This is a genomic window from Streptomyces sp. NPDC086554 (genome assembly GCF_040686095.1).
In the GTDB taxonomy this organism is placed as follows: Bacteria; Actinomycetota; Actinomycetes; order Streptomycetales; family Streptomycetaceae; genus Streptomyces.
Genome location: NZ_JBFBJK010000017.1, coordinates 85992 through 105849, shown reverse-complemented (window position 1 = coordinate 105849; position 19858 = coordinate 85992). Strand labels below are relative to the sequence as shown.

14 protein-coding genes are annotated in these 19858 nt (G+C 70.2%); 9 read left to right on the top strand and 5 right to left on the bottom strand.

Features of this window, described 5'->3' with window-relative positions; all coding sequences use genetic code 11:
- Positions 1-273: 273 nt before the first annotated feature.
- Entirely contained in the window at positions 274-1020 is a 747-nt protein-coding gene (locus AB0O76_RS26840) for a DMT family transporter (protein WP_365496149.1), read from the top strand.
- On the opposite strand, the gene AB0O76_RS26835 is transcribed toward AB0O76_RS26840, so the two are convergent.
- From AB0O76_RS26835 to AB0O76_RS26820, 4 genes are all read right to left on the bottom strand, one after another.
- The gene (locus tag AB0O76_RS26835; RefSeq protein ID WP_365496147.1) at positions 956-1681 is read right to left on the bottom strand and encodes a class I SAM-dependent methyltransferase; all 726 of its coding nucleotides are present in this window, start codon (positions 1679-1681) and stop codon (positions 956-958) included. The genes AB0O76_RS26840 and AB0O76_RS26835 overlap by 65 nt on opposite strands.
- Before the next feature lie 145 nt (positions 1682-1826).
- On the bottom strand, positions 1827-4262 hold the full coding sequence (locus tag AB0O76_RS26830) for a SpoIIE family protein phosphatase (protein ID WP_365496145.1): 2436 nt from the start codon (positions 4260-4262) through the stop codon (positions 1827-1829).
- A gap of 346 nt (positions 4263-4608) precedes the next feature.
- Entirely contained in the window at positions 4609-7017 is a 2409-nt protein-coding gene (locus tag AB0O76_RS26825; protein ID WP_365496143.1) for an MFS transporter, read from the bottom strand.
- A 203-nt stretch (positions 7018-7220) separates the two neighbouring features.
- Positions 7221-7664: an SRPBCC family protein gene (locus AB0O76_RS26820; protein WP_360764384.1), complete on the bottom strand. Its 444-nt coding sequence runs from the start codon at positions 7662-7664 to the stop codon at positions 7221-7223.
- A gap of 152 nt (positions 7665-7816) precedes the next feature.
- On the opposite strand from AB0O76_RS26820, the gene AB0O76_RS26815 reads away from it, so the two are divergent.
- The 3 genes from AB0O76_RS26815 to AB0O76_RS26805 all read left to right on the top strand — a co-directional run bounded on the left by AB0O76_RS26815 (position 7817) and on the right by AB0O76_RS26805 (position 11248).
- A complete protein-coding gene (locus AB0O76_RS26815; RefSeq protein ID WP_365496141.1) occupies positions 7817-8863 on the top strand; it encodes an Rv2578c family radical SAM protein in 1047 nt (348 codons plus the stop codon).
- A gap of 332 nt (positions 8864-9195) precedes the next feature.
- On the top strand, positions 9196-10764 hold the full coding sequence (locus AB0O76_RS26810) for an alpha/beta hydrolase (protein WP_365496139.1): 1569 nt from the start codon (positions 9196-9198) through the stop codon (positions 10762-10764).
- Between the two features lie 91 nt (positions 10765-10855).
- Positions 10856-11248: a RidA family protein gene (locus tag AB0O76_RS26805; protein ID WP_365496137.1), complete on the top strand. Its 393-nt coding sequence runs from the start codon at positions 10856-10858 to the stop codon at positions 11246-11248.
- 69 nt (positions 11249-11317) lie between these two features.
- Here AB0O76_RS26805 and AB0O76_RS26800 read toward each other — a convergent pair whose 3' ends face one another.
- On the bottom strand, positions 11318-11887 hold the full coding sequence (locus AB0O76_RS26800; RefSeq protein WP_365496135.1) for an adenylosuccinate lyase: 570 nt from the start codon (positions 11885-11887) through the stop codon (positions 11318-11320).
- A 505-nt stretch (positions 11888-12392) separates the two neighbouring features.
- Here AB0O76_RS26800 and AB0O76_RS26795 point away from each other — a divergent pair.
- From AB0O76_RS26795 to AB0O76_RS26775, 5 genes are all read left to right on the top strand, one after another.
- Entirely contained in the window at positions 12393-14174 is a 1782-nt protein-coding gene (locus tag AB0O76_RS26795; protein ID WP_365496133.1) for a 3-hydroxybutyryl-CoA dehydrogenase, read from the top strand.
- Between the two features lie 124 nt (positions 14175-14298).
- Positions 14299-15108, top strand: a complete 810-nt coding sequence (locus AB0O76_RS26790; RefSeq protein WP_365496131.1) for a TetR family transcriptional regulator — start codon at positions 14299-14301, stop codon at positions 15106-15108.
- Between the two features lie 396 nt (positions 15109-15504).
- Positions 15505-16848, top strand: a complete 1344-nt coding sequence (ccrA, locus tag AB0O76_RS26785) for a crotonyl-CoA carboxylase/reductase (protein WP_365496339.1) — start codon at positions 15505-15507, stop codon at positions 16846-16848.
- A 17-nt stretch (positions 16849-16865) separates the two neighbouring features.
- Positions 16866-18893: a protein meaA gene (locus AB0O76_RS26780; RefSeq protein ID WP_365496129.1), complete on the top strand. Its 2028-nt coding sequence runs from the start codon at positions 16866-16868 to the stop codon at positions 18891-18893.
- Entirely contained in the window at positions 18890-19855 is a 966-nt protein-coding gene (locus AB0O76_RS26775; protein ID WP_365496127.1) for a CoA ester lyase, read from the top strand. Before AB0O76_RS26780 ends, AB0O76_RS26775 begins: the two co-directional genes overlap by 4 nt.
- The last annotated feature ends 3 nt before the right edge of the window (positions 19856-19858 follow it).

Genomic DNA, 19858 nt, shown 5'->3' with positions numbered 1-19858 from the left:
CTCACCTTCTCGATAGGAGAAGAAAGAGTAAATAGACCTTTCCAATGGTAGGCGGAACCCTGGGACCGTGAACTTCAGCGCGCACCACCTGCCGATCTCTCCCCACATCTCTCCCCACTTCTCTCCCCGTTTTCTCGCCCTCGCGGCGACCGTGGTCCTTTGGGCGTCGGCCTTCCCCGCCATCCGCGTCGGCCTGGACGGACTCGGCGTCGCGGGCCTCTCCCTGCTGCGCCTCGCTGTCGCGTCCGCCGCCCTGGCGCTCGTGGGGGCGAGGTGCACGTTCCCGCCGGTACGGCCAGCCTGCTGGTCACCGTCGCCCCCGTGTTCAGCGTGCTGCTCGCCACGGCCTTCCTCGGCGAGGCCCTCACCCGCAACACCGCGCTCGGCAGCTTGATCGCGCTGGCGGGTGCCGCGCTCATCGCCCTCGCCGGCGGCTCCACGCGCCTGTCGGCCGGCGCGCTCGTCGTGCTCGCCGCGGCACTCGTGCAGGGCGTCTACCACTTCGCCACCAAGCCGCTCCTCAAGCGGTACACCGGCCTCGAAGTCGCCTGCTACGCCATGTGGGCGGGCACCCTCTTCCTGCTCCCGCTCGCGCCGGACGCCCTGCACGGCCTGACGCGGGCCCCCGCGTCCGCCGTCGGACCGGCCGTGTACCTGGGCCTCCTGCCGTCCGCGCTCGGCTTTGTGACCTGGGGCTACGCGGTGTCCCGGTACACCGTCGCGGGGGCCACCGGCGCGCTCTACCTCGTCCCGCCGGTCGCGCTCGCCGTCGCATTCGTCTGGCTCGGCGAGACCCCGCGCCCGATCGAACTCATCGGCGGCCTGATCAGCATCACCGGCGTCGTCCTCATCAACCGGCGGCTCACCAGGAGCCCTCCGGCGCGCCCCGGCGCGCGCCCGGTTGGGACTGCTGATCCCGATGACCTTCAAGAAGTGACGTACCCAGAAGGTGACGTCACCCCGCCCGCCCCACCACCACCCACCTCGACGGCAGCTCGATCCGCGTGCCGTCCGGGGTGAACTCCGTGGTGATCAGCGGTAGTTCGCCCTCGGCGAGGACGGTGAGGCCTGCCGCCCCGATGTACCCCGGCACGGCATCGTCGGCGACCTCGCCCGGCGCGATGCCGTGCGCGAACACCGGCGCGAGCTTGGGCGGCGGGCCCGCGGGGCTCTGGGCCAGGCCCTTGAGGACGGGGCCCGCCGCCTCCGCAAGCTCGACCACGAAGGCTCTGCCGCGCTCGCCGACCAGTGCGGCGATCCCGTCGACGAGCGGCTGGCGGTCGGCGGGTTCGCACTGGTGGAGCACGCCGCGCATATAGACGTTCACATCGCCGAGTTCCGCGTGCAGTTGCTCGGCCTCGGCCTGCTCGGCCGCGTCGACCTGCCGGAACTCCGCCTGCCCAGCGGGGTCGGCGTGCCGGGCGTGTTCGAGAGCGGCGGCGGACAGGTCGGCGCCCATGACGCGCGGGAAGCGGTCGGCGAGGAAGCGGGTCTGGGTGCCGTTCCCGCAGCCGAGGTCCACCACGGGCAGGCCGATGGCCGCCATGTGCGGTTCGAAGAGGGCCAGATGGATGCCGACGGTGAGCGCGGGGTCGGAGTCCCAGAAGACGGCTCCCTGTTCCTCGGGGGCCTCCTGCCAGAACCCCTCCCAGGCCTCCTTGTACCGACTCGTGACGCTCATGCCCAGCTCCCCAGGATGCGACGGCGGCCGCCGAATCCGACGGCAAGATCGGTCTACCGCGCCCGGGGAGCGCGGACAAGCCACCCGCGCCGTTCTTCACCGCGCATTCGATACGTTCCCGCCGGGCGCACCCCTGAGAGCCGGCTCACCGGCGGGGCGGCGCCAGCTCGAACCACACCGTCTTGCCGGTGCTCGTACGGCTCGTGCCCCACTCCTTGGCGAGCACGCTGACGATCCGCAGACCGCGTCCGAACTCGTCGCCGGGGCCCGCGTTGAGCAGCGTGGGCAGGGTGTGGTCGTCGTCCTCGACCTCGCAGATCAGCGTGGGCCCGGAACGGACCAGGCGCAGTTCGAGGCGGCCGCCGCGTGAGTGCCGCACGGCATTGGTGACCAGCTCGCTGACCAGGAGCTCCGCCGTCTCGACCAGGGCGTCGCGGGACCAGTCCCGCAGCTGTCCGCGCACCAGCTCGCGGGCCCTGCTCACCTCGCTGGGGTCGAGCGCGAGCCCCCACCGGGCGACGTCCTCCTCCGCGACGCCGTTGAGCCGGGCCATCAGGAGGGCCACGTCGTCCTTGCGGCCACCGCGCGTGTTCAGCGCCCGGATGATCGTGTCGCAGGCGGCGTCCATGGAGGCCGCCGGGTGGGCGGCGGACTCGGTGAGGGTGGCGAGGCCGACGCCGATGTCCTCGCCGCGCACCTCGACAAGGCCGTCGGTGCACATCAGGAGCCGGTCGCCGGGCGTCACCTGCACGCTGACCGCCTCGAACGGCACGCCTCCCACGCCGATGGGCGCCCCCGTCGGCAGTTCGAGGAGCTCGCTGCGGCCGTCGGTGGCGCGGACCAGGACGGGCGGGATGTGCCCCGCGTTGGCGAGGTGCAGCTCCCCCGCGATCGGGTCGTAGACCGCGTACAGACAGGTCGCGAGATAGTGCTCGCCGAGCCGCTGCGCCAGGTCGTCGAGGTTGCGAAGGAGTTGCGCGGGCGGCAGGTCGAGGGCGGCCATGGTCTGTACGGCCGTGCGCAACTGGCCCATCATCGCGGCCGAGTTGAGGCCGTGGCCCATCACATCGCCCACGACGAGCGCGGTCCGCGAGCCGGGCAGCTTCACGGAGTCGAACCAGTCGCCGCCGACCCGGCCGAGGAGCGTACCGGGCAGATAGCGCGTGGCGATGTCACAGCCCGTCATGCGCGGCTCGATGTGCGGCAGCATGCTGTCCTGGAGCGTGTCGGCGACGCTCTCCTGGTACGTGTACATGCGGGCGTTGTCGAGCACGAGGCCCGCCCGGGCGGCCAGTTCGGCGCCGGTGACGCGGTCCATGTCGTTGAAGACGGGCCGCTCCTGATGGCGCAGCAGGATCATGAATCCGAGCACCACATTGCGCGCCTTCAGCGGTACGACGAGCATCGAGCGGTGGTTGATGAGCGGGCGGATGTCGCGCTTCTCGAACTGCGAGGCGATCGCGTTGCCCATCTCCTCACTGATGCGCGGCACGAGGACCGGATCGCCGGAGGTCATGCACTGGAAGAACGGTGTGTGCGCCGGGAAGGGCATGGATTCGCCGACCGGTACGACATCGTCCCAGCGGCCCGGCTCGTCCGTGTGCTCCACGGCGACCCGGTGCCACAGCGTCGTCTCGTCCGGCGGCCCTTCGGGGAACCCCTCGCCCGCGACGACCTGTTCGCGCAGATAGGTGCCCGCGACGTCCGTGAAGCGCGGCACGACGGCCCGGCTGACCTCGAGGATCGTCTGCGACAGATCGAGGGAGGAGCCGATGCGCCCGCTGACCTCGTTGAGGAACTCCAGGCGTTCGCGCACCGCCGCGTACTCGAGGTCCTCGCCCTCGTCCGCGGGGTCCGGCACCGGGATGCGGCCCGCGGCGACCGCTTCCTCGTCGCGCCGCCTGCGCTCCTTGCGCTCGGTGCGCCGGGCGACGCCCCAGTCCGGGGTGACGGGCACCCGGTCGTGCTTGCTGAACTCCAGGACGGGATAGCCCAGTTCGAGGATCTGGGCGACGATGCGGGAGCTCTCGCCGACGCTCATGCTGGGCAGGATCTCGGGCAGCCTGCCCGCAAGCTCGTCCGCTCCGGGGAAGTCGGTGTGCAGGGCGAAGCCGGGTGCTATCCGCTCCACCTGTCCCGGTTCGAGGCTGTCCGCGTCGACGAGCCGGTCGGCGTCCGCAGCGAGGACGAGCAGTCGCTCGGGGCCCGGGCCGACGAGCGGGTAGGCCCACCACAGGACGTCCACGCGGGTCTGCTCATGCCCCGGGACCCCCGGCACGGAGAGCCGCGCGCGCCCTGCGGCCGGATAGGAGATGCGCCCGTCGAGGGAGGTCTCCAGGTCGGGGCCCAGACCGTCGTACGTTCCGTACGGCTCGCGCTCGTCGGGGATCGCGCCTGCCACCGGCAGCAGGTCGCCGGCCGGGGCGCCCACAGCGTCTTCTTTCGCGTATCCGAACAGCCGCCGTGCGCCGGTGCTCCAGTGGGAGACGAGGCCCGCGCCGTCGACGACGACCACGGCGAGCGGGATCCGGCCGGCCACGGCGTGCTGCGCCACCGGCCCGCCCGGGGTGCCCTGATCCATGGCCAACGCTCCTTCCGGCGGCACCGTGCAGCCGCGCCGCCCCAACCACCGTACGACCGGCACGGGTTGCCTTGCGGCGCAATAGGGGAATTGGCCCACGCCGGAGCGCGCATCCGGCGCCGGCAGGGGGCGTTCCCCCTACTCCTCACACCCCACTCTCTAGGGCCTGTCCGATGGGTCCTGCCGGGGTCGCGACCCCTGGCACGCCCATCTGCCGCGTTGTCGTCGGTTGCCAACGCTCCGCGTTGTCGCCCTCCTCCGCCTTGCAGCTGCACGCACCAGGGCCCGCTCGACCCTGCTGCATCGGCACCCGGCGCGAAGACCGGCCTGACCCATCGGACAGGCCCTAGTCCTCGTGCCCCAACTGCAGATCCCGCTCCGTCCGTCCGCCGCCCGCGACCTGGAGCACGGTCGCCACCGGCGGGTACCCCGCGGCGATGACCGTGTACTCGCCGGACGACAGGTCGACGAACCGGAAGCTGCCGTCCTCCCGGGTCGTCAGGGTGTCCACCACGTTCCCCGCCGCGTCGAGCAGTGTCACGCGCGCGTCCTCGACGGGCCGCCCGCCACCGGCCCGCACGGTCCCCCGCAGCACCGCGCCGCCCGCGAGCTCCACGTCCTGGCGGGTCTCGCGCGATGCCTGCACGGTGACGGGCAGGGCGGCCGGGCGGAAGGCGGGGGCGCTGGCGGCGAGGGTGTACTCGCCCGCGACCAACTCCGTGATGACATAGCCCCCTTCGCGTCCGCTGCGGGTGGTGGCGACGACTTCGCCGCGTACGTCGGTGAGGGTCACCGCGGCGTCCCTGACCGGGGACCCGTCGGCGGTGAGCACGCTGCCCGCGAGCCGGCCCGCGCCGCCGAGCACCACGTCGAGCTCCACGGGGCGCTCGCCGACGGTGACGGTGACCGCCTGCGGCTGGTGACCGCCTGCGGCCGCGATCAGGACGAACGATCCGGAGCCCGGCGTGGACAGCGCGTACCGCCCGTCCTCGCCGCTCGCGCCCCGGCCGATCTGCCGGCCCCCGACATTGATGAGGGTCAGGGCGGCGCGGGGTACGACGGTGCCGTCCGGGTGCTGCACGGTGCCGCAGACGGGCACCCCGGCGGCGTGCGCGGTACGGGCCTGCGGGATGGACGTGGGCTCGGCCGTGGGGGCGTTCTGGGACGCTGCGCTGGACAACAGAGGGGTCTCCTTGAGGAAGAAGGCGATCAGCATGCCGAGGACGAGCACCGGCACCAGGTAGAGGAAGATGCGCGGCATCGCGTCGGCGTAGGCCTGGATGTAGCCCTCGCGCAGCTCGGCGGGCATCGCGTGCACGAGCTGCGGGGTGATGGACTCGGGGTCCGGAAGGCCCGACCCGGCCGGGATCCGTTCGGCCAGCGAGTCCGCGAGCCGGTCGGCGAAGAGGGTGCCGAAGATCGCGGCGCCGACGCTGCCGCCGATCTGCCGGAAGTAGTTGTTGGCGCTGGTGGCGGTGCCGAGATCGGCGGGGCGTACGGCGTTCTGCACGGCGAGGATGAGCACCGGCATGACAAGACCGACGCCCGCGCCGAGCACGGCCATCCAGATGCTGTAGTTCAACCGGGACGTGTCGGCCTCGAGCCGCGAGAGCAGCCACATCCCCACGACCGACAGGATCCCGCCGACGATCGGATAGATCTTGTAGCGCCCGGTGTGGCTGATGAGCTGCCCGGCGAGGATCGAGGCGCCGACGACGCCGCCCATCATCGGAAGCATGAGAAGGCCGGACTCGGTGGCGGTCGCGCCGTCGACCATCTGCAGGAAGGTCGGCAGATAACTGGCCGCTCCGAAGAGGGCGACTCCGACCACCATGCCTACTAGACCGGTGATGTTGAAGACCGAATCACGGAAGAGGCGCAGCGGAATGATCGGTTCTGCCGCGAAGCGTTCGGCGACCAGGAAGAGCACCGTCGAGACGACGGCGCCGCCACCGAGCCCCAAGATGACGCGCGAGCCCCACTCGTACTCGGTCCCGCCCCAACTGGTGAGCAGCACCAGGCAGGTGGAGGCCGCGGCGAGCAACAGCGCGCCCAGCACGTCGAGTCGGGCCTTCGCGGTGGGCTTGGGCAGCTTCAGTACGAGGGTGACGACGGCGAGGGTGACGAGGCCGAACGGCACGTTGAAGTAGAAGCACCAGCGCCAGGTGACGTGGTCGGTGAAGAACCCGCCGAGCAGCGGTCCCGCGACCGATGCGAGGCCGAACGCGGCGCCGATCAGGCCCATGTAGCGGCCGCGTTGGCGGGGCGGCACGATGTCCGCGATGATCGCCTGTACGCCGATCATGAGGCCGCCCGCGCCGATGCCCTGGATGGCGCGGAAGGCGATGAGCTGATCCATGGTCCGCGACCAACCGGCAAGCGCAGAACCGACGATGAAGATGACGATCGCGAACTGGAAGACGCCCTTGCGCCCGAACAGATCCCCGAGCTTCCCGTAGATGGGAAGCCCGATCGTCGAGGTGAGCAGATAGGCAGTGATCGCCCAGGACATCTTGTCCAGGCCGTGCAGTTCGCCGACGATCTTGGGGAGGGCGGTGGCGACGATCATCTGCTCAACCGCGGCGAGCAGCAGCGCGAGCATCAGCCCGACGAACACCATCCGGACGCGGGCGGGGCTGAGCCCCTCCGCGGCCGAGGCGGAGTCGTGCGGCGGCGGCGATGGTGGCCCCTCTGCCGCCTCCGGGACCGCCGCCTCGCCCCGCTCGGCGCCCTTCACCAGCGTCGTCCCGCCCACGTCCTGCTCCCCTCGTCACGCTTGCGCCGCACATTTCTCGCATTACGCGACAACTGCGAGCAAGCGCGACGAGCCGCCCCGGCACGGGGCCCGGCAGACGTAAGCGCCGGTGGGAGCCCTACGGCGTACAAGCGCACCGAACGGAGAACCACTCGAAACGGTGAGCCTGGCAACACCCCCTACGGGCTACAGGAGTTGAGGTCCTACTTCTCCACCTCGGCCGCCAGCTTGCCGAGCACCTCGTCGTAGATCCGCACGAGCCCCTTGGGCGCGAAGGTCTTCTCGAAGAAGCCGCCGATCCCGCCCGCGCCGTTCCAGACGGAGGAGACGACGACGCGCGCCTTGCCCTCGCCGGCCGGGGTGACGGTCCAGGTGGTGACCATGGAGGAGTTGCGGTCCTTCTCGACGAGCTCACCGTCGGTCGGCTCGCTGACCTCGAGCAGACAGTCACGGATCCGCTTACTGGTGGCCTGCAGCTTCCAGTGGACGAGCGTCCCCTCGCCGTCCCCGCCCTCACGCACCTCGTACTCGCTGAAGCGCTCCGAAAGGATCTTCCCGCGCGTGCCGTCGTAGTCGGCCAGCGCGTCGAAGACATCCTCCGGCCGACCCACGATGACCCGCTCCGTGGTCGCCTCGACCTGCGCCATTGCACTTCCTCCAGCACTCGGTGACTCAGAGATTCCGGCAAAGCCAACCACTCTGCGCACCGGGGCCCCAAATCGGGGTCCGCGAGGTATCCGGTCGCACGATCAAGGGAACATGTGTTCTATTCTGTGGTCAGTGCTACCGAGGAGGCGTCATGCGCTGGGAGAACCTCGCCGACGGGCCGTCACGGGGTGTCGCGGATGCCGCGCTGTTCGGCGCGGACGCGGTCACCACGAGGACCTTCGACACCCCTGAGTTCCGTGGAATCACCTTTCATGAGATTCGGGCCAAGACGATCGTGAACCGGGTGCCGGGGGCGTCCCGCATGCCGTTCGAGTGGACGGTCAATCCGTATCGGGGCTGCACGCACGCGTGCGTCTACTGCTTCGCCCGCAAGACGCACAGCTACCTCGACCTGGACACCGGGCTCGGCTTCGACAGCCAGATCGTCGTCAAGGTGAACGCGCCCGAACTGCTCCGCCGTCACCTCGCATCGCGCCGCTGGCACGGTCAGCACATCGCGATGGGCACCAACGTGGACTGCTATCAGCGCGCGGAGGGGCGGTACGGGCTCATGCCCGGGATCATCGCCGCGCTGCGGGATCACGCGAATCCCTTCTCCATCCTCACCAAGGGCACATTGATCCTGCGCGATCTCGATCTGCTGCGGCAGGCCGCCGCCGTGACCGACGTCGGGATCTCCGTGTCCGTCGGCTTCGTCGAGCACGAGCTGTGGCGCACCGTCGAGCCGGGCACGCCCGCTCCGGAGCGGCGGCTCGACGTCGTACGGACGCTGACCGAGCGCGGGATCGGGTGTGGGGTCCTTATGGCTCCCGTCATCCCCTTCCTCGGGGACCGGCCCGAGCAGCTGCGGGCCACCGTGCGGGCCATCGCCGCCTCGGGGGCCACCTCCGTGACGCCGCTGGTGCTGCATCTGCGGCCCGGCGCCCGCGAGTGGTTCATGGAGTGGGTCGCCGAGCACCATCCGTATCTCGTACGCCGCTACGAGCGGCTGTACGCGGAGGGCGCCTACGCCCCCAAGTGGTACCAGCGCCGCATCACCCGGCAAGTGCACGAACTGGCCGAGGAGTTCGGCATCGGCCCGGCGCGCGCGGGCGCCGCCGGCCGCATCCGCGCACCCGAGCAGACCGAGCCGGCGCCCGCCCCCACGCCCGGCGGCACCCAGCTCACGCTCCTGTGACTCGCGCAGGGGCGGCCTGCGCCAGTGCCCCGTCAGGGGCGCGGGGCTGTGACATTTGCGGCTCCGCCGCGTGGGCGCGAGCAACCCAGGGCGGCCCGCACCCGCTCGTGTGCCGCCGCAGGCAGACGCGTCTGCGGAGTTCGGACCGTTGGCCGCCGCAGGCCGTCGTCGGCCGGTCGCGCAGTTCCCCGCGCCCCTTAAGGGCGCTGCACTGAACGGTGCACCTTCAGGTCATTCATCGGCAGAACGCCTCCTTCCGTGCGAGCTTTCCGGGACGATGCCGCGGGGGCCGTGGCACCCACGGTCCCGAACCCCCCGCCCCGGGAGGCCCGATGAAGAAACGCGCCGTCGCCCTGTGCGGCGTCGCCGCGGTGGTGGCCACGATGGTCACGGCCGCGGTGCCCGCAGCGAGCGCCGACAGCACAAGCACCCCCCGTACGCCCACCCTCACCTGGAAGAAGTGCGCGACCAAGGACTACCCCACGCTTCAGTGCGCCTCGCTGAAGGTGCCGCTCGACCACGACCGGCCGCACGGCCGGCAGATCACCCTCGCGCTGTCCCGCGTCCCGCACACCGCGAAGAAGTCCCAGGGCCCGCTCCTGGTCAACCCCGGCGGCCCGGGCGGCAGCGGTCTGTCGCTCGCCGGGTTCGTCGCCAAGTCGCTGCCGGCGAAGGTGGCGGCGCAGTACGACGTCATCGGCTTCGACCCGCGCGGCGTCGGCAAGAGCACACCGGCCCTGAACTGCCGCCCCGGCCACTTCTCCCCGGTGCGCCCCGACACCGTGCCCGCCACGCCCGCGATCGAGAAGGCGAACCTCACGCGGACCCAGTCGTTCGCGAAGGCCTGCGCCAAGAAGTACGCGGACGTGCTGCCGTTCATCGACACGGTGAGCGCGGTCAAGGACATGGACGCGATCCGCGCCGCCCTCGGCGCCAAGAAGATCAACTACTTCGGCTACTCGTACGGCACCTACCTGGGCGCCGTCTACGGAAAGCTCTATCCGGACCGCGTACGCCGCATGGCCCTCGACTCGATGGTCGACCCGACGGGCGTCTGGTACGAGGACAACCTCCAGCAGGACTACGCCTTCGACGCACGCCACAAGGCGTTCGCCGCCTGGGTCGCCCGGCACGACACGACGTACAAGCTCGGCAAGGACCCGGCGAAGGTCGAGGCCAAGTGGTACGCGATGCGGGGGGCCGTCGCCAAGAAGCCCGCGGGCAAGAAGGTCGGCGCGGGCGAGCTGGAGGACACCTACCTCCCGGGCGGCTACTTCAACGGCTACTGGCCGTTCCTGGCCGAGGCGTTCGCCGCGTACGTGAACGACAAGGACGCGGATCCGCTGGTGGAGGCGTACGAGGAATTCGGCGCCGTCGACGCGGCGGGCGACAACGGCTACAGCGTCTACGCCTCCGTGCAGTGCCGTGACGCGTCCTGGCCACGCGACTGGGGCACCTGGCGCGACGACAACTGGCGGGTCCACGAGAAGGCGCCGTTCATGGCTTGGAACAACGCCTGGTACAACGCTCCGTGTGCGTTCTGGCCGACGGAATCGCTCCAGCCGACGGACGTGTCCAACTCGCAGCTGCCCCCGACGCTCCTCTTCCAGGCGACGGACGACGCGGCCACACCGTACGAGGGCGGCGTCACCCTGCACCGCAAGCTGCACGGATCGAGCCTGGTCGTCGAACAGGGCGGCGGCAACCACGGCATCACCCTGTCCGGAAGCAGCTGCCTGGACCGCCACCTGGCGACCTATCTGGAGAACGGGAAGGTGCCGCGCAGCGGCGGTGAGATCGACGCGGTGTGCAAGGCGCTGCCCGACCCCAAGCCGCAGAGCACCAAGGCCGGTTCGGAGCGCGGGGCCACGCTGCACGGCCTGATCGGCTTCCGCGGCTGAGCCGAGACCCGGTCGTCCGGGCAACACCGTAGTCCGGGCAACACCCAAGACCGTCGGGGGCGTTGAGGGCTCCATGGTCCAAGATGGACCCATGAGCCGACTGACCCACATCAGCGCCCCCGACGGCGTCTCCCCCGCCACCCAGTACACGCACGTGGTCATGGGCACGGGCCGCTTCGTGGCGATCTCCGGCCAACTCCCCCTGGACAAGGAGGGAAACCTGGTCGGCGACGGCGATCCCGCCGCGCAGGCGCGGCAGGTCTTCGACAATCTGTGGCACTGCCTCGTGGCCGCGGGCGGCAGCTTCAGGGACGTCGTGAAACTGACGTACTTCGTCACGGACATGGCGTACATGCCCGCGATCCGCACCGCCCGGGACACCTATCTGGACCCGGCACGCCTCCCGGCCGCCTCGGCGGTCCAGGTCTCCGCACTGGTCTCGCCGCAGTGCCTGATGGAGATCGAGGCGTACGCGGTGCTGTAGGGCACCGATGCGTCGCCAGGGCCTGTCCGGCACCCGGCGCGAAGACCGGCCTGACCCATCGGACAGGCCCTAGTCGGGCAGCCGGGCAAGCGCCGCGGACGCCGCCGCGGCGAGCCGCGGATGGCCGCTCGCCTTCGTCAGGACGTCCCTGGCCCGCGGGTCCCCAAGGGCGCCGAGGCCCTCCACGCACGCGAGCGCGATCTTCCCGTACGGGTCGTAGGGGACGAGCCTGCGCTCCAGCGTGGTGATCAGGGCGGGCACCGACTCGGGGGCGTGCAGTTCGGTGAGCAGGCGCACCGGATGCAGGGCGTAGGCGATGCGCAGTTCATTGGTGGCGAGGGCGGCGGCCGCGCGCGCCGTGCGCGGGTCGCCGAGCCGCCCCAGGGCGTACGCGGCGGCCGCGCACCGCGAGGGATCCCGGTGGTTGAGCAGCAGCACGAGCGACTCGAAGGCCCGGCGGTCCCCGGCCGCGCCGAGCCGGACCGCCGCCAGTTCCCGCGCCCACAGCGGCTGCCCGGCCGCCGCGAGCACTTCCGCCAGTTCCTCGAGATCAGCGGTCGCCGCCAGCCTCTCGTAGGCCTTCGAGACCCCCGCCTCGCGGCGTAAGCGTTCCGTCACCGTCCGCAACTCCACGTCCATGACGGGGAGCCTAAGCGCTCCGCTGGAATTGCCGCGAGGTGCCGTCTCTTATCTGCGGCGCCGTCGTGGCTGGTCGCTCCCCCAAGTTCTCGACTTCGCTCGAACAGGGGGGACCCCCTTCGCGGCGGAGCCGCATATGTCGCAGCCCCGCGCCCCCTTCGGGGCGCTGCCGACCCCGCGATGCAGATCACAAACACCGGGGGCTGGCGCGCTCGTTACTCGCCGGTTAGTCTCATGTGAGCGGGGCACACTCCTCGTAAGCAGTTCTCTTCCTCGTGGCGGCCTGGTGACGCAGCCGGCGCGAGTGCTTGTCGGTTCGGTACCTCAGGTACCTCAGCTCCACCCAGTACGACGTGGCTCCGGGACAGAGCCGGTCGACTCCTCACGGGCGTGCGCGCTTTCGCCGCCCGGTCACGACACGCAGCACCACCTTCCGTACGCCAGGCACCCCGTTCCGTGCCCGTGTGCGCCCCTCAGTCGTCACTCACCCTCCTGGAGTCCACACATGGACACTCCCTTGAACACCGTCGCCGTGATCGGTCTCGGCACCATGGGCACCGGCATCGCCGAGGTCCTGGCCCGCGCGGGCCGCGAGGTCATCGGCATCGACATCAGCGAGGCGGCGGCCGTCCAGGCCGTGGCCGCCATCGAGGCTTCGACCGAGCGGGCCGTGCGCCGCGAGCACCTCACCGAGGACGAGCGGCAGGACGCCCTCGCCCGCGTTCGCACGTTCACCGACCTGAGCGCCGCGGCCGATGCCGACCTGGTGATCGAGGTCGCCCCGGAGTCGTACGAGATCAAGCAGCAGATCGTCCGCGAACTCGACGCCGTCGTGCGCCCCGAGACGATCATCGCGACCGGCACCAACGCGCTGTCCGTGACCCGCCTCGCCGCCGAATCGGCGCGCCCCGAGCGGGTGTTGGGCCTGCACTTCTTCAACCCGGCACCGGCGATGAAGCTGGTCGAGATCGTCTCGTCGGTGCTGACCGCGCCCGCCGCCGTCGCCGCCGTCACCGAGCTCGCGTACGCCCTGGGCAAGGAGCCCGTGGCGGTCGGCGACCGGCCCGGCTTCGTCGCCGACGGCCTGCTCTTCGGCTACCTCAACCAGGCCGCCTCCATGTACGAGGCGAAGTACGCGTCCCGCGAGGACATCGACGCCGCGATGAAGCTGGGCTGCGGCCTTCCGATGGGCCCGCTCGCCCTGCTCGACCTGATCGGCGTCGACACGGCCCGCACGGTCCTGGACGCGATGTACACCGAATCGCAGGACCGCCTGCACGCCCCCGCGCCGATCCTCAAGCAGCTCAGCGAGGCGGGCCTGACCGGTCGCAAGGCGGGGCGGGGTTTCTACTCGTACGAGGAGCCGGGCAGTTCGGTCGTGGTGCGTGACGCGCTGACCCCGCTGGAGGGCGGGCAGCAGATCGGCGGCCGGGAGATCCGGTCGGTCGGCGTCGCGGGGTCGGGGACCATGGCGTCCGGCATCGCCGAGGTGTTCGCCAAGGCCGGCTACGACGTGGTGCTCGCCGCGCGCAGCGAGGAGAAGGCGGAGAACGCCAAGGCCCGTATCGCCAAGTCGCTTTCGCGCTCTGTCGAGAAGGGGCGGATGACGGCGGAGATGGCGGCCAAGACCCTGGACCGGATCGCTCCGGCCGGTTCGTACGACGCGTTCGCCGATGTCGACCTGGCCCTTGAGGCGGTCGCCGAGGACCTGGAGATCAAGCAGCAGCTGTTCGCCGCGTTCGACAAGGTCTGCAAGCAGGGCGCGATCCTGGCGACCACCACCTCGTCCCTGCCGGTCGTCGCCTGTGCCCGCGCCACCTCGCGTCCCGGCGACGTGATCGGCATGCACTTCTTCAACCCGGCGCCCGCGATGAAGCTGGTCGAGGTCGTCCGCACGGTCCTGACCACCGACGATGTGCACGCGACGGCCCGCGAGGTCTGCGCGACGATCAAGAAGCACCCGGTGGACTGCGGCGACCGCGCGGGCTTCATCGTGAACGCGCTCCTGTTCCCCTACCTCAACAACGCGATCAAGATGGTCGAGGAGCACTACGCGACGCTCGACGACATCGACGCCGCGATGAAGCTCGGCGGCGGCTACCCCATGGGCCCCTTCGAGCTCCTGGACGTCGTCGGCCTGGATGTCTCGCTGGCCATCGAGAAGGTGCTGCACAGCGAGTTCCGCGACCCGGGCCTCGCCCCCGCTCCCCTGCTCGAACACCTGGTGGCCGCGGGCTGCCTCGGCCGCAAGACCGGCCGCGGCTTCCGCGAATATGCCCGGCGGTAGGCCGCGGACGGACGGGAGCGCGCCCGGCGAAAGACCGCGCACGGACTGGGGCGGGCTGCTCGATCCGTCGGGCGGCCCCGTCCCGCAGGAGCACTCGACTGCGCATATGCAGTACGTTCGGGTCATGCCCAAGGCCGCCAAGTCCACACGTACGCCCGCTACGCCCGACGCTCCGGAGAGCGCGGCGGGCAGCCGCGCCGCCGCTCAACGGCTCAAGATGCGCCGGGAGCTGGCGGCCGCGGCGATGGAGCTGTTCGCGTCCAAGGGGTACGAGGCGACGACGGTCGACGAGATCGCGGCGCAGGCCGGAGTCGCCCGGCGGACCTTCTTCCGGCACTTCCGCTCCAAGGAAGAGGCGATCTTCCCGGACCACGACGACACGTTGATCCGGGCGGAGGCGGTGCTCAACGCGGCGCCGCCGCACGAGCACCCGCTCGACACGGTGTGCCGCGGCATCAAGGAAGTCATGAAGATGTACGCGGCATCGCCCGCGGTCTCCGTGGAGCGCTACCGCCTGACCCGCGAAGTGCCCACACTGCGCGAGCGGGAGATCGCCTCGGTGGCCCGCTATGAACGGCTCTTCACGCGCTACCTCCTGGGCCACTTCGACGAGCAGGCCCACCACGACGGCAACGACGATCCGCTGCTCGCGGAGGTCGCGGCGTCGGCGGTGGTGACCGCGCACAACCACGTCCTGCGGCGCTGGCTGCGTGCGGGCGGCCAGGGCGACGTGGAGACCCAGCTGGACCACGCCTTCGCGATCGTCCGCAGGACCTTCGGTTCGGGTATCGGGGCGGGGCGTGACACCACGACCGCTCCGGCGGCCTCGGTGAGCACCGGGGGCGATGTCCTGGTCACCGTGGCCCGGACGGACGCACCGCTCGACGAGATCATGCGGACGATAGAGAAGGCGCTGCGGGAGCGGGCCTCGTAGGTCCGGGTTTCACCCTGATTGTCCTTGGCTTTTATGGGGGCGCTACCCACGGGTAGCGCCCCCTCTGCCATGCCCGCACACCCTCTGACCTGCACTGATCGATCATCTATCAAAAACTCATGGCACCCAGTGTCTTGTCACTTGGCACGCGGTGCCATACGTTGATGTTGTCCGGGCGGCCGGCGTGCAGAGAACTTCCGTACGCCGGCTGTCCCCACAAGCCACGGCTCGTGCGCCCGGACGCCTGCGTCACAGGCAACCTCCCGCGCCACACCAAGCGCTGCCGAGCTTCACCCTCCGCCGAACCGACGGCACACCCTCACAAGCACCAGCAGCACCCGACGTAACCCTCAAGAGCGTGTTCCCCTCAGAGGGGGACCGCACTTCGCCGGAGGCATCACCGTGAAGGAAATCCTGGACGCGATTCAGTCCCCGGACAGCACGTCCGCCGACTTCGCCGCTCTCCCCCTGCCCGACTCGTACCGCGCGATCACCGTGCACAAGGACGAGACGGAGATGTTCGCCGGGCTCGAGACCCGCGACAAGGACCCCCGCAAGTCGCTGCACCTCGACGACGTCCCGGTGCCGGAACTCGGCCCTGGTGAGGCGCTGGTGGCCGTCATGGCCTCCTCGGTCAACTACAACTCCGTGTGGACCTCGATCTTCGAGCCGATGTCGACCTTCGGCTTCCTGGAGCGCTACGGCCGCCTGAGCGAGCTCACCAAGCGCCACGACCTGCCGTACCACGTCATCGGCTCCGACCTCGCGGGCGTCGTCCTGCGCACCGGCCCCGGCGTGAACGCCTGGAACCCGGGCGATGAGGTCGTCGCGCACTGTCTGAGCGTGGAGCTGGAGTCCTCCGACGGCCACAACGACACGATGCTCGACCCCGAGCAGCGCATCTGGGGCTTCGAGACGAACTTCGGCGGGCTCGCCGAGATCGCCCTGGTCAAGTCCAACCAGCTGATGCCCAAGCCGGACCACCTGAGCTGGGAAGAGGCCGCATCGCCCGGCCTGGTGAACTCCACCGCGTACCGCCAGCTGGTCTCGCGCAACGGCGCCGGCATGAAGCAGGGCGACAACGTCCTGATCTGGGGCGCGAGCGGCGGACTCGGCTCCTACGCCACCCAGTTCGCCCTGGCAGGCGGCGCCAACCCGATCTGCGTCGTCTCCAGCGAGCAGAAGGCGGACATCTGCCGCGCGATGGGCGCCGAGGCGATCATCGACCGCAACGCCGAGGGCTACAAGTTCTGGAAGGACGAGCACACCCAGGACCCCAAGGAGTGGAAGCGCTTCGGCAAGCGCATCCGCGAGCTGACCGGCGGCGAGGACGTGGACATCGTCTTCGAGCACCCCGGCCGCGAGACCTTCGGCGCCTCGGTCTACGTCACGCGCAAGGGCGGCACGATCGTCACCTGCGCCTCGACCTCGGGCTACAACCACGAGTACGACAACCGCTACCTGTGGATGTCCCTGAAGAAGATCGTGGGCTCGCACTTCGCCAACTACCGCGAAGCCTGGGAGGCCAACCGCCTCATCGCCAAGGGCAAGATCCACCCCACGCTCTCCCGCGTCTACTCCCTCGAAGAGACCGGGCAGGCCGCCTACGACGTGCACCGCAACCTCCACCAGGGCAAGGTCGGCGTCCTCGCGCTCGCGCCCCAGGAGGGCCTCGGCGTGCGCGACCCGGAGATGCGGGCCAAGCACATCGACGCGATCAACCGCTTCCGGAACATCTGAGGGCTGAGGGTTCGTACATGACAGAGCGTCAGAAGGACCGGCCGTGGCTCATGCGGACCTACGCCGGTCACTCCACGGCCGAGGCGTCCAACGAGCTGTACCGGCGCAACCTCGCCAAGGGTCAGACGGGCCTCTCGGTCGCGTTCGACCTGCCCACGCAGACGGGCTATGACCCGGACCACATCCTCGCGCGCGGTGAGGTCGGCCGGGTCGGTGTCCCTGTCTCGCACGTCGGCGACATGCGGCGCCTGTTCCAGGACATCCCCCTGGAGCAGATGAACACCTCGATGACGATCAACGCCACGGCCATGTGGCTCCTGGCGCTCTATCAGGTGGTCGCGGAGGAGCAGGGCGCGGACATCACGCAGCTCCAGGGGACGACGCAGAACGACATCGTCAAGGAGTACCTGTCGCGCGGGACGCACGTCTTCCCGCCGGGCCCCTCCCTCCGCCTCACCACCGACATGATCACGTACACGGTGGCGAACATCCCCAAGTGGAACCCCATCAACATCTGCAGTTACCACCTGCAGGAGGCCGGGGCCACTCCGGTGCAGGAGATCGCGTACGCGATGTCCACCGCCGTCGCCGTGCTCGACGCCGTGCGCGACTCGGGGCAGGTCCCCGAGGAGAAGTTCGGTGATGTCGTCGCGCGTATCTCCTTCTTCGTGAACGCGGGTGTCCGCTTCATCGAGGAGATGTGCAAGATGCGCGCCTTCGGGCGGATCTGGGACCAGATCACGCGCGAGCGGTACGGCATCACCAATCCCAAGCAGCGCCGTTTCCGCTATGGCGTGCAGGTCAACTCCCTTGGCCTGACCGAGGCGCAGCCCGAGAACAACGTCCAGCGCATCGTCCTGGAGATGCTGGCCGTCACGCTCTCCAAGGACGCACGCGCGCGTGCCGTGCAGCTTCCCGCCTGGAACGAGGCGCTCGGTCTGCCCCGGCCGTGGGACCAGCAGTGGTCGCTCCGTATCCAGCAGGTGCTCGCGCACGAGAGCGACCTCCTGGAGTACGCGGACATCTTCGACGGCTCGCACGTCATCGAGGCCAAGGTGGAGTCCCTCGTCGAGGAATCCCTCGCCGAGATCGACCGCATCGAGCAGATGGGCGGCGCGATGGCCGCCGTCGAGTCCGGCTACCTGAAGTCGCAGCTGGTCTCCTCGCACGCCGAGCGCAGGGCCCGCATCGAGGGCGGCGAGGACAAGATCGTCGGCGTCAACTGCTACGAGACGACCGAGCCGAACCCGCTCACCTCCGACCTGGACACCGCCATCATGACGGTCGACCCGGCCGTCGAGAACCGCGTGGTGAACGCCATCAAGCACTGGCGCGACACCCGCTACCAGCCGCCGTTCAACCACCCGCGCCCCTGCAAGGCCCTGGAGCGCCTCAAGGAGGTCGCCGCCGGCACGGGCAACCTCATGGAAGCCACCCTGGAGTGCGCACGCGCCGGTGTGACGACCGGGGAGTGGTCCGGCGCCCTGCGGGAGGTCTTCGGCGAGTTCCGGGCCCCCACAGGCGTTTCGAGCGCTCCGGTGGCCGTCACGGCGGAGGAGGGCACGCCGCTCGCCCTCGTCCGCGAGAAGGTCGCCAAGACCGCCGCCGACCTCGGCACCGGCAAGCTGCGCTTCCTGGTCGGCAAGCCCGGCCTCGACGGGCACTCCAACGGCGCCGAGCAGATCGCGGTACGCGCGCGTGACGCCGGCTTCGAGGTGGTCTACCAGGGCATCAGGCTCACGCCCGAGGAGATCGTCGCCGCCGCGCTCGCCGAGGACGTACATGCCGTGGGCCTGTCGATCCTCTCGGGTTCGCACGCACAGCTCGTACCGGACGTCCTGGTGCGCCTGCGCGAGGCGGGGGCGCCCGACATACCCGTGATCGCGGGCGGCATCATCCCCAACAGCGACGCCGAGGACCTGAAGGCGGCGGGTGTGGCCGCCGTCTTCACCCCCAAGGACTTCGGCATCACCGAGATCATCGGCCGTATCGTCGACGAGATCCGGAAAGCGAACAAGCTCGACCCTCTGGAGGTCCCCGCATGACCGCGCCCATCAACCGTCTCCGTCCCCGCCGTTCATGTCTGGCGGTTCCGGGTTCGAACCCGCGCTTCCTGGAGAAGGCCCAGGGCCTCCCCGCCGACCAGGTCTTCCTCGACCTGGAGGACGCCTGCGCGCCGCTCGCCAAGCCGGAGGCCCGGCACACCATCGTCAAGTTCCTCAACGAGGGCGACTGGACGGGCAAGACGCGGGTCGTGCGCGTCAACGACTGGACGACCGAGTGGACGTACCGCGACGTCGTCACGGTCGTCGAGGGCGCCGGCCAGAACCTCGACTGCATCATGCTGCCGAAGGTGCAGACGGCCGACCAGGTCGTCGCGCTCGATCTCCTGCTCACCCAGATCGAGAAGACGATGGGCTTCGAGGTCGGCAAGATCGGCATCGAGGCGCAGATCGAGAACGCCCAGGGCCTCAACAACGTCAACGCGATCGCGCAGGCATCCCCGCGCGTCGAGACGATCATCTTCGGCCCGGCCGACTTCATGGCTTCCATCAACATGAAGTCCCTGGTCGTCGGCGAGCAGCCGCCCGGCTACCCGGCGGACGCCTACCACTTCATCCTGATGAAGATCCTGATGGCCGCCCGCGCCAACAACCTCCAGGCGATCGACGGCCCTTACCTCCAGATCAAGAACGTCGACGGCTACCGCGAGGTCGCGAACCGCGCCGCCGCGCTCGGCTTCGACGGCAAGTGGGTCCTGCACCCCGGCCAGGTCGACGCCGCCAACGAGGTCTTCTCGCCCTCCCAGGAGGACTTCGACCACGCCGAACTGATCCTGGACGCGTACGAGTGGTGCACGTCCGAGGCCGGCGGCAAGAAGGGCTCGGCGATGCTCGGCGACGAGATGATCGACGAGGCCAGCCGCAAGATGGCCCTGGTCATCTCCGGCAAGGGGCGTGCCGCCGGCATGACCCGCACCTCCAAGTTCGAAGCCCCGGAGGCGTAAGAC

What these genes read in the sequence shown, in the direction of transcription:
- AB0O76_RS26775 (WP_365496127.1), top strand. Translation starts at nt 18,890, where the DNA reads ATGACCGCGCCCATCAACCGTCTCCGTCCCCGCCGTTCATGTCTGGCG.
- AB0O76_RS26800 (WP_365496135.1), bottom strand. Translation starts at nt 11,887, where the DNA reads ATGGACGTGGAGTTGCGGACGGTGACGGAACGCTTACGCCGCGAGGCG.
- AB0O76_RS26810 (WP_365496139.1), top strand. Translation starts at nt 9,196, where the DNA reads ATGAAGAAACGCGCCGTCGCCCTGTGCGGCGTCGCCGCGGTGGTGGCC.
- AB0O76_RS26795 (WP_365496133.1), top strand. Translation starts at nt 12,393, where the DNA reads ATGGACACTCCCTTGAACACCGTCGCCGTGATCGGTCTCGGCACCATG.
- AB0O76_RS26805 (WP_365496137.1), top strand. Translation starts at nt 10,856, where the DNA reads ATGAGCCGACTGACCCACATCAGCGCCCCCGACGGCGTCTCCCCCGCC.
- AB0O76_RS26820 (WP_360764384.1), bottom strand. Translation starts at nt 7,664, where the DNA reads ATGGCGCAGGTCGAGGCGACCACGGAGCGGGTCATCGTGGGTCGGCCG.
- AB0O76_RS26835 (WP_365496147.1), bottom strand. Translation starts at nt 1,681, where the DNA reads ATGAGCGTCACGAGTCGGTACAAGGAGGCCTGGGAGGGGTTCTGGCAG.
- AB0O76_RS26815 (WP_365496141.1), top strand. Translation starts at nt 7,817, where the DNA reads ATGCGCTGGGAGAACCTCGCCGACGGGCCGTCACGGGGTGTCGCGGAT.
- AB0O76_RS26780 (WP_365496129.1), top strand. Translation starts at nt 16,866, where the DNA reads ATGACAGAGCGTCAGAAGGACCGGCCGTGGCTCATGCGGACCTACGCC.
- AB0O76_RS26790 (WP_365496131.1), top strand. Translation starts at nt 14,299, where the DNA reads ATGCCCAAGGCCGCCAAGTCCACACGTACGCCCGCTACGCCCGACGCT.
- AB0O76_RS26830 (WP_365496145.1), bottom strand. Translation starts at nt 4,262, where the DNA reads ATGGATCAGGGCACCCCGGGCGGGCCGGTGGCGCAGCACGCCGTGGCC.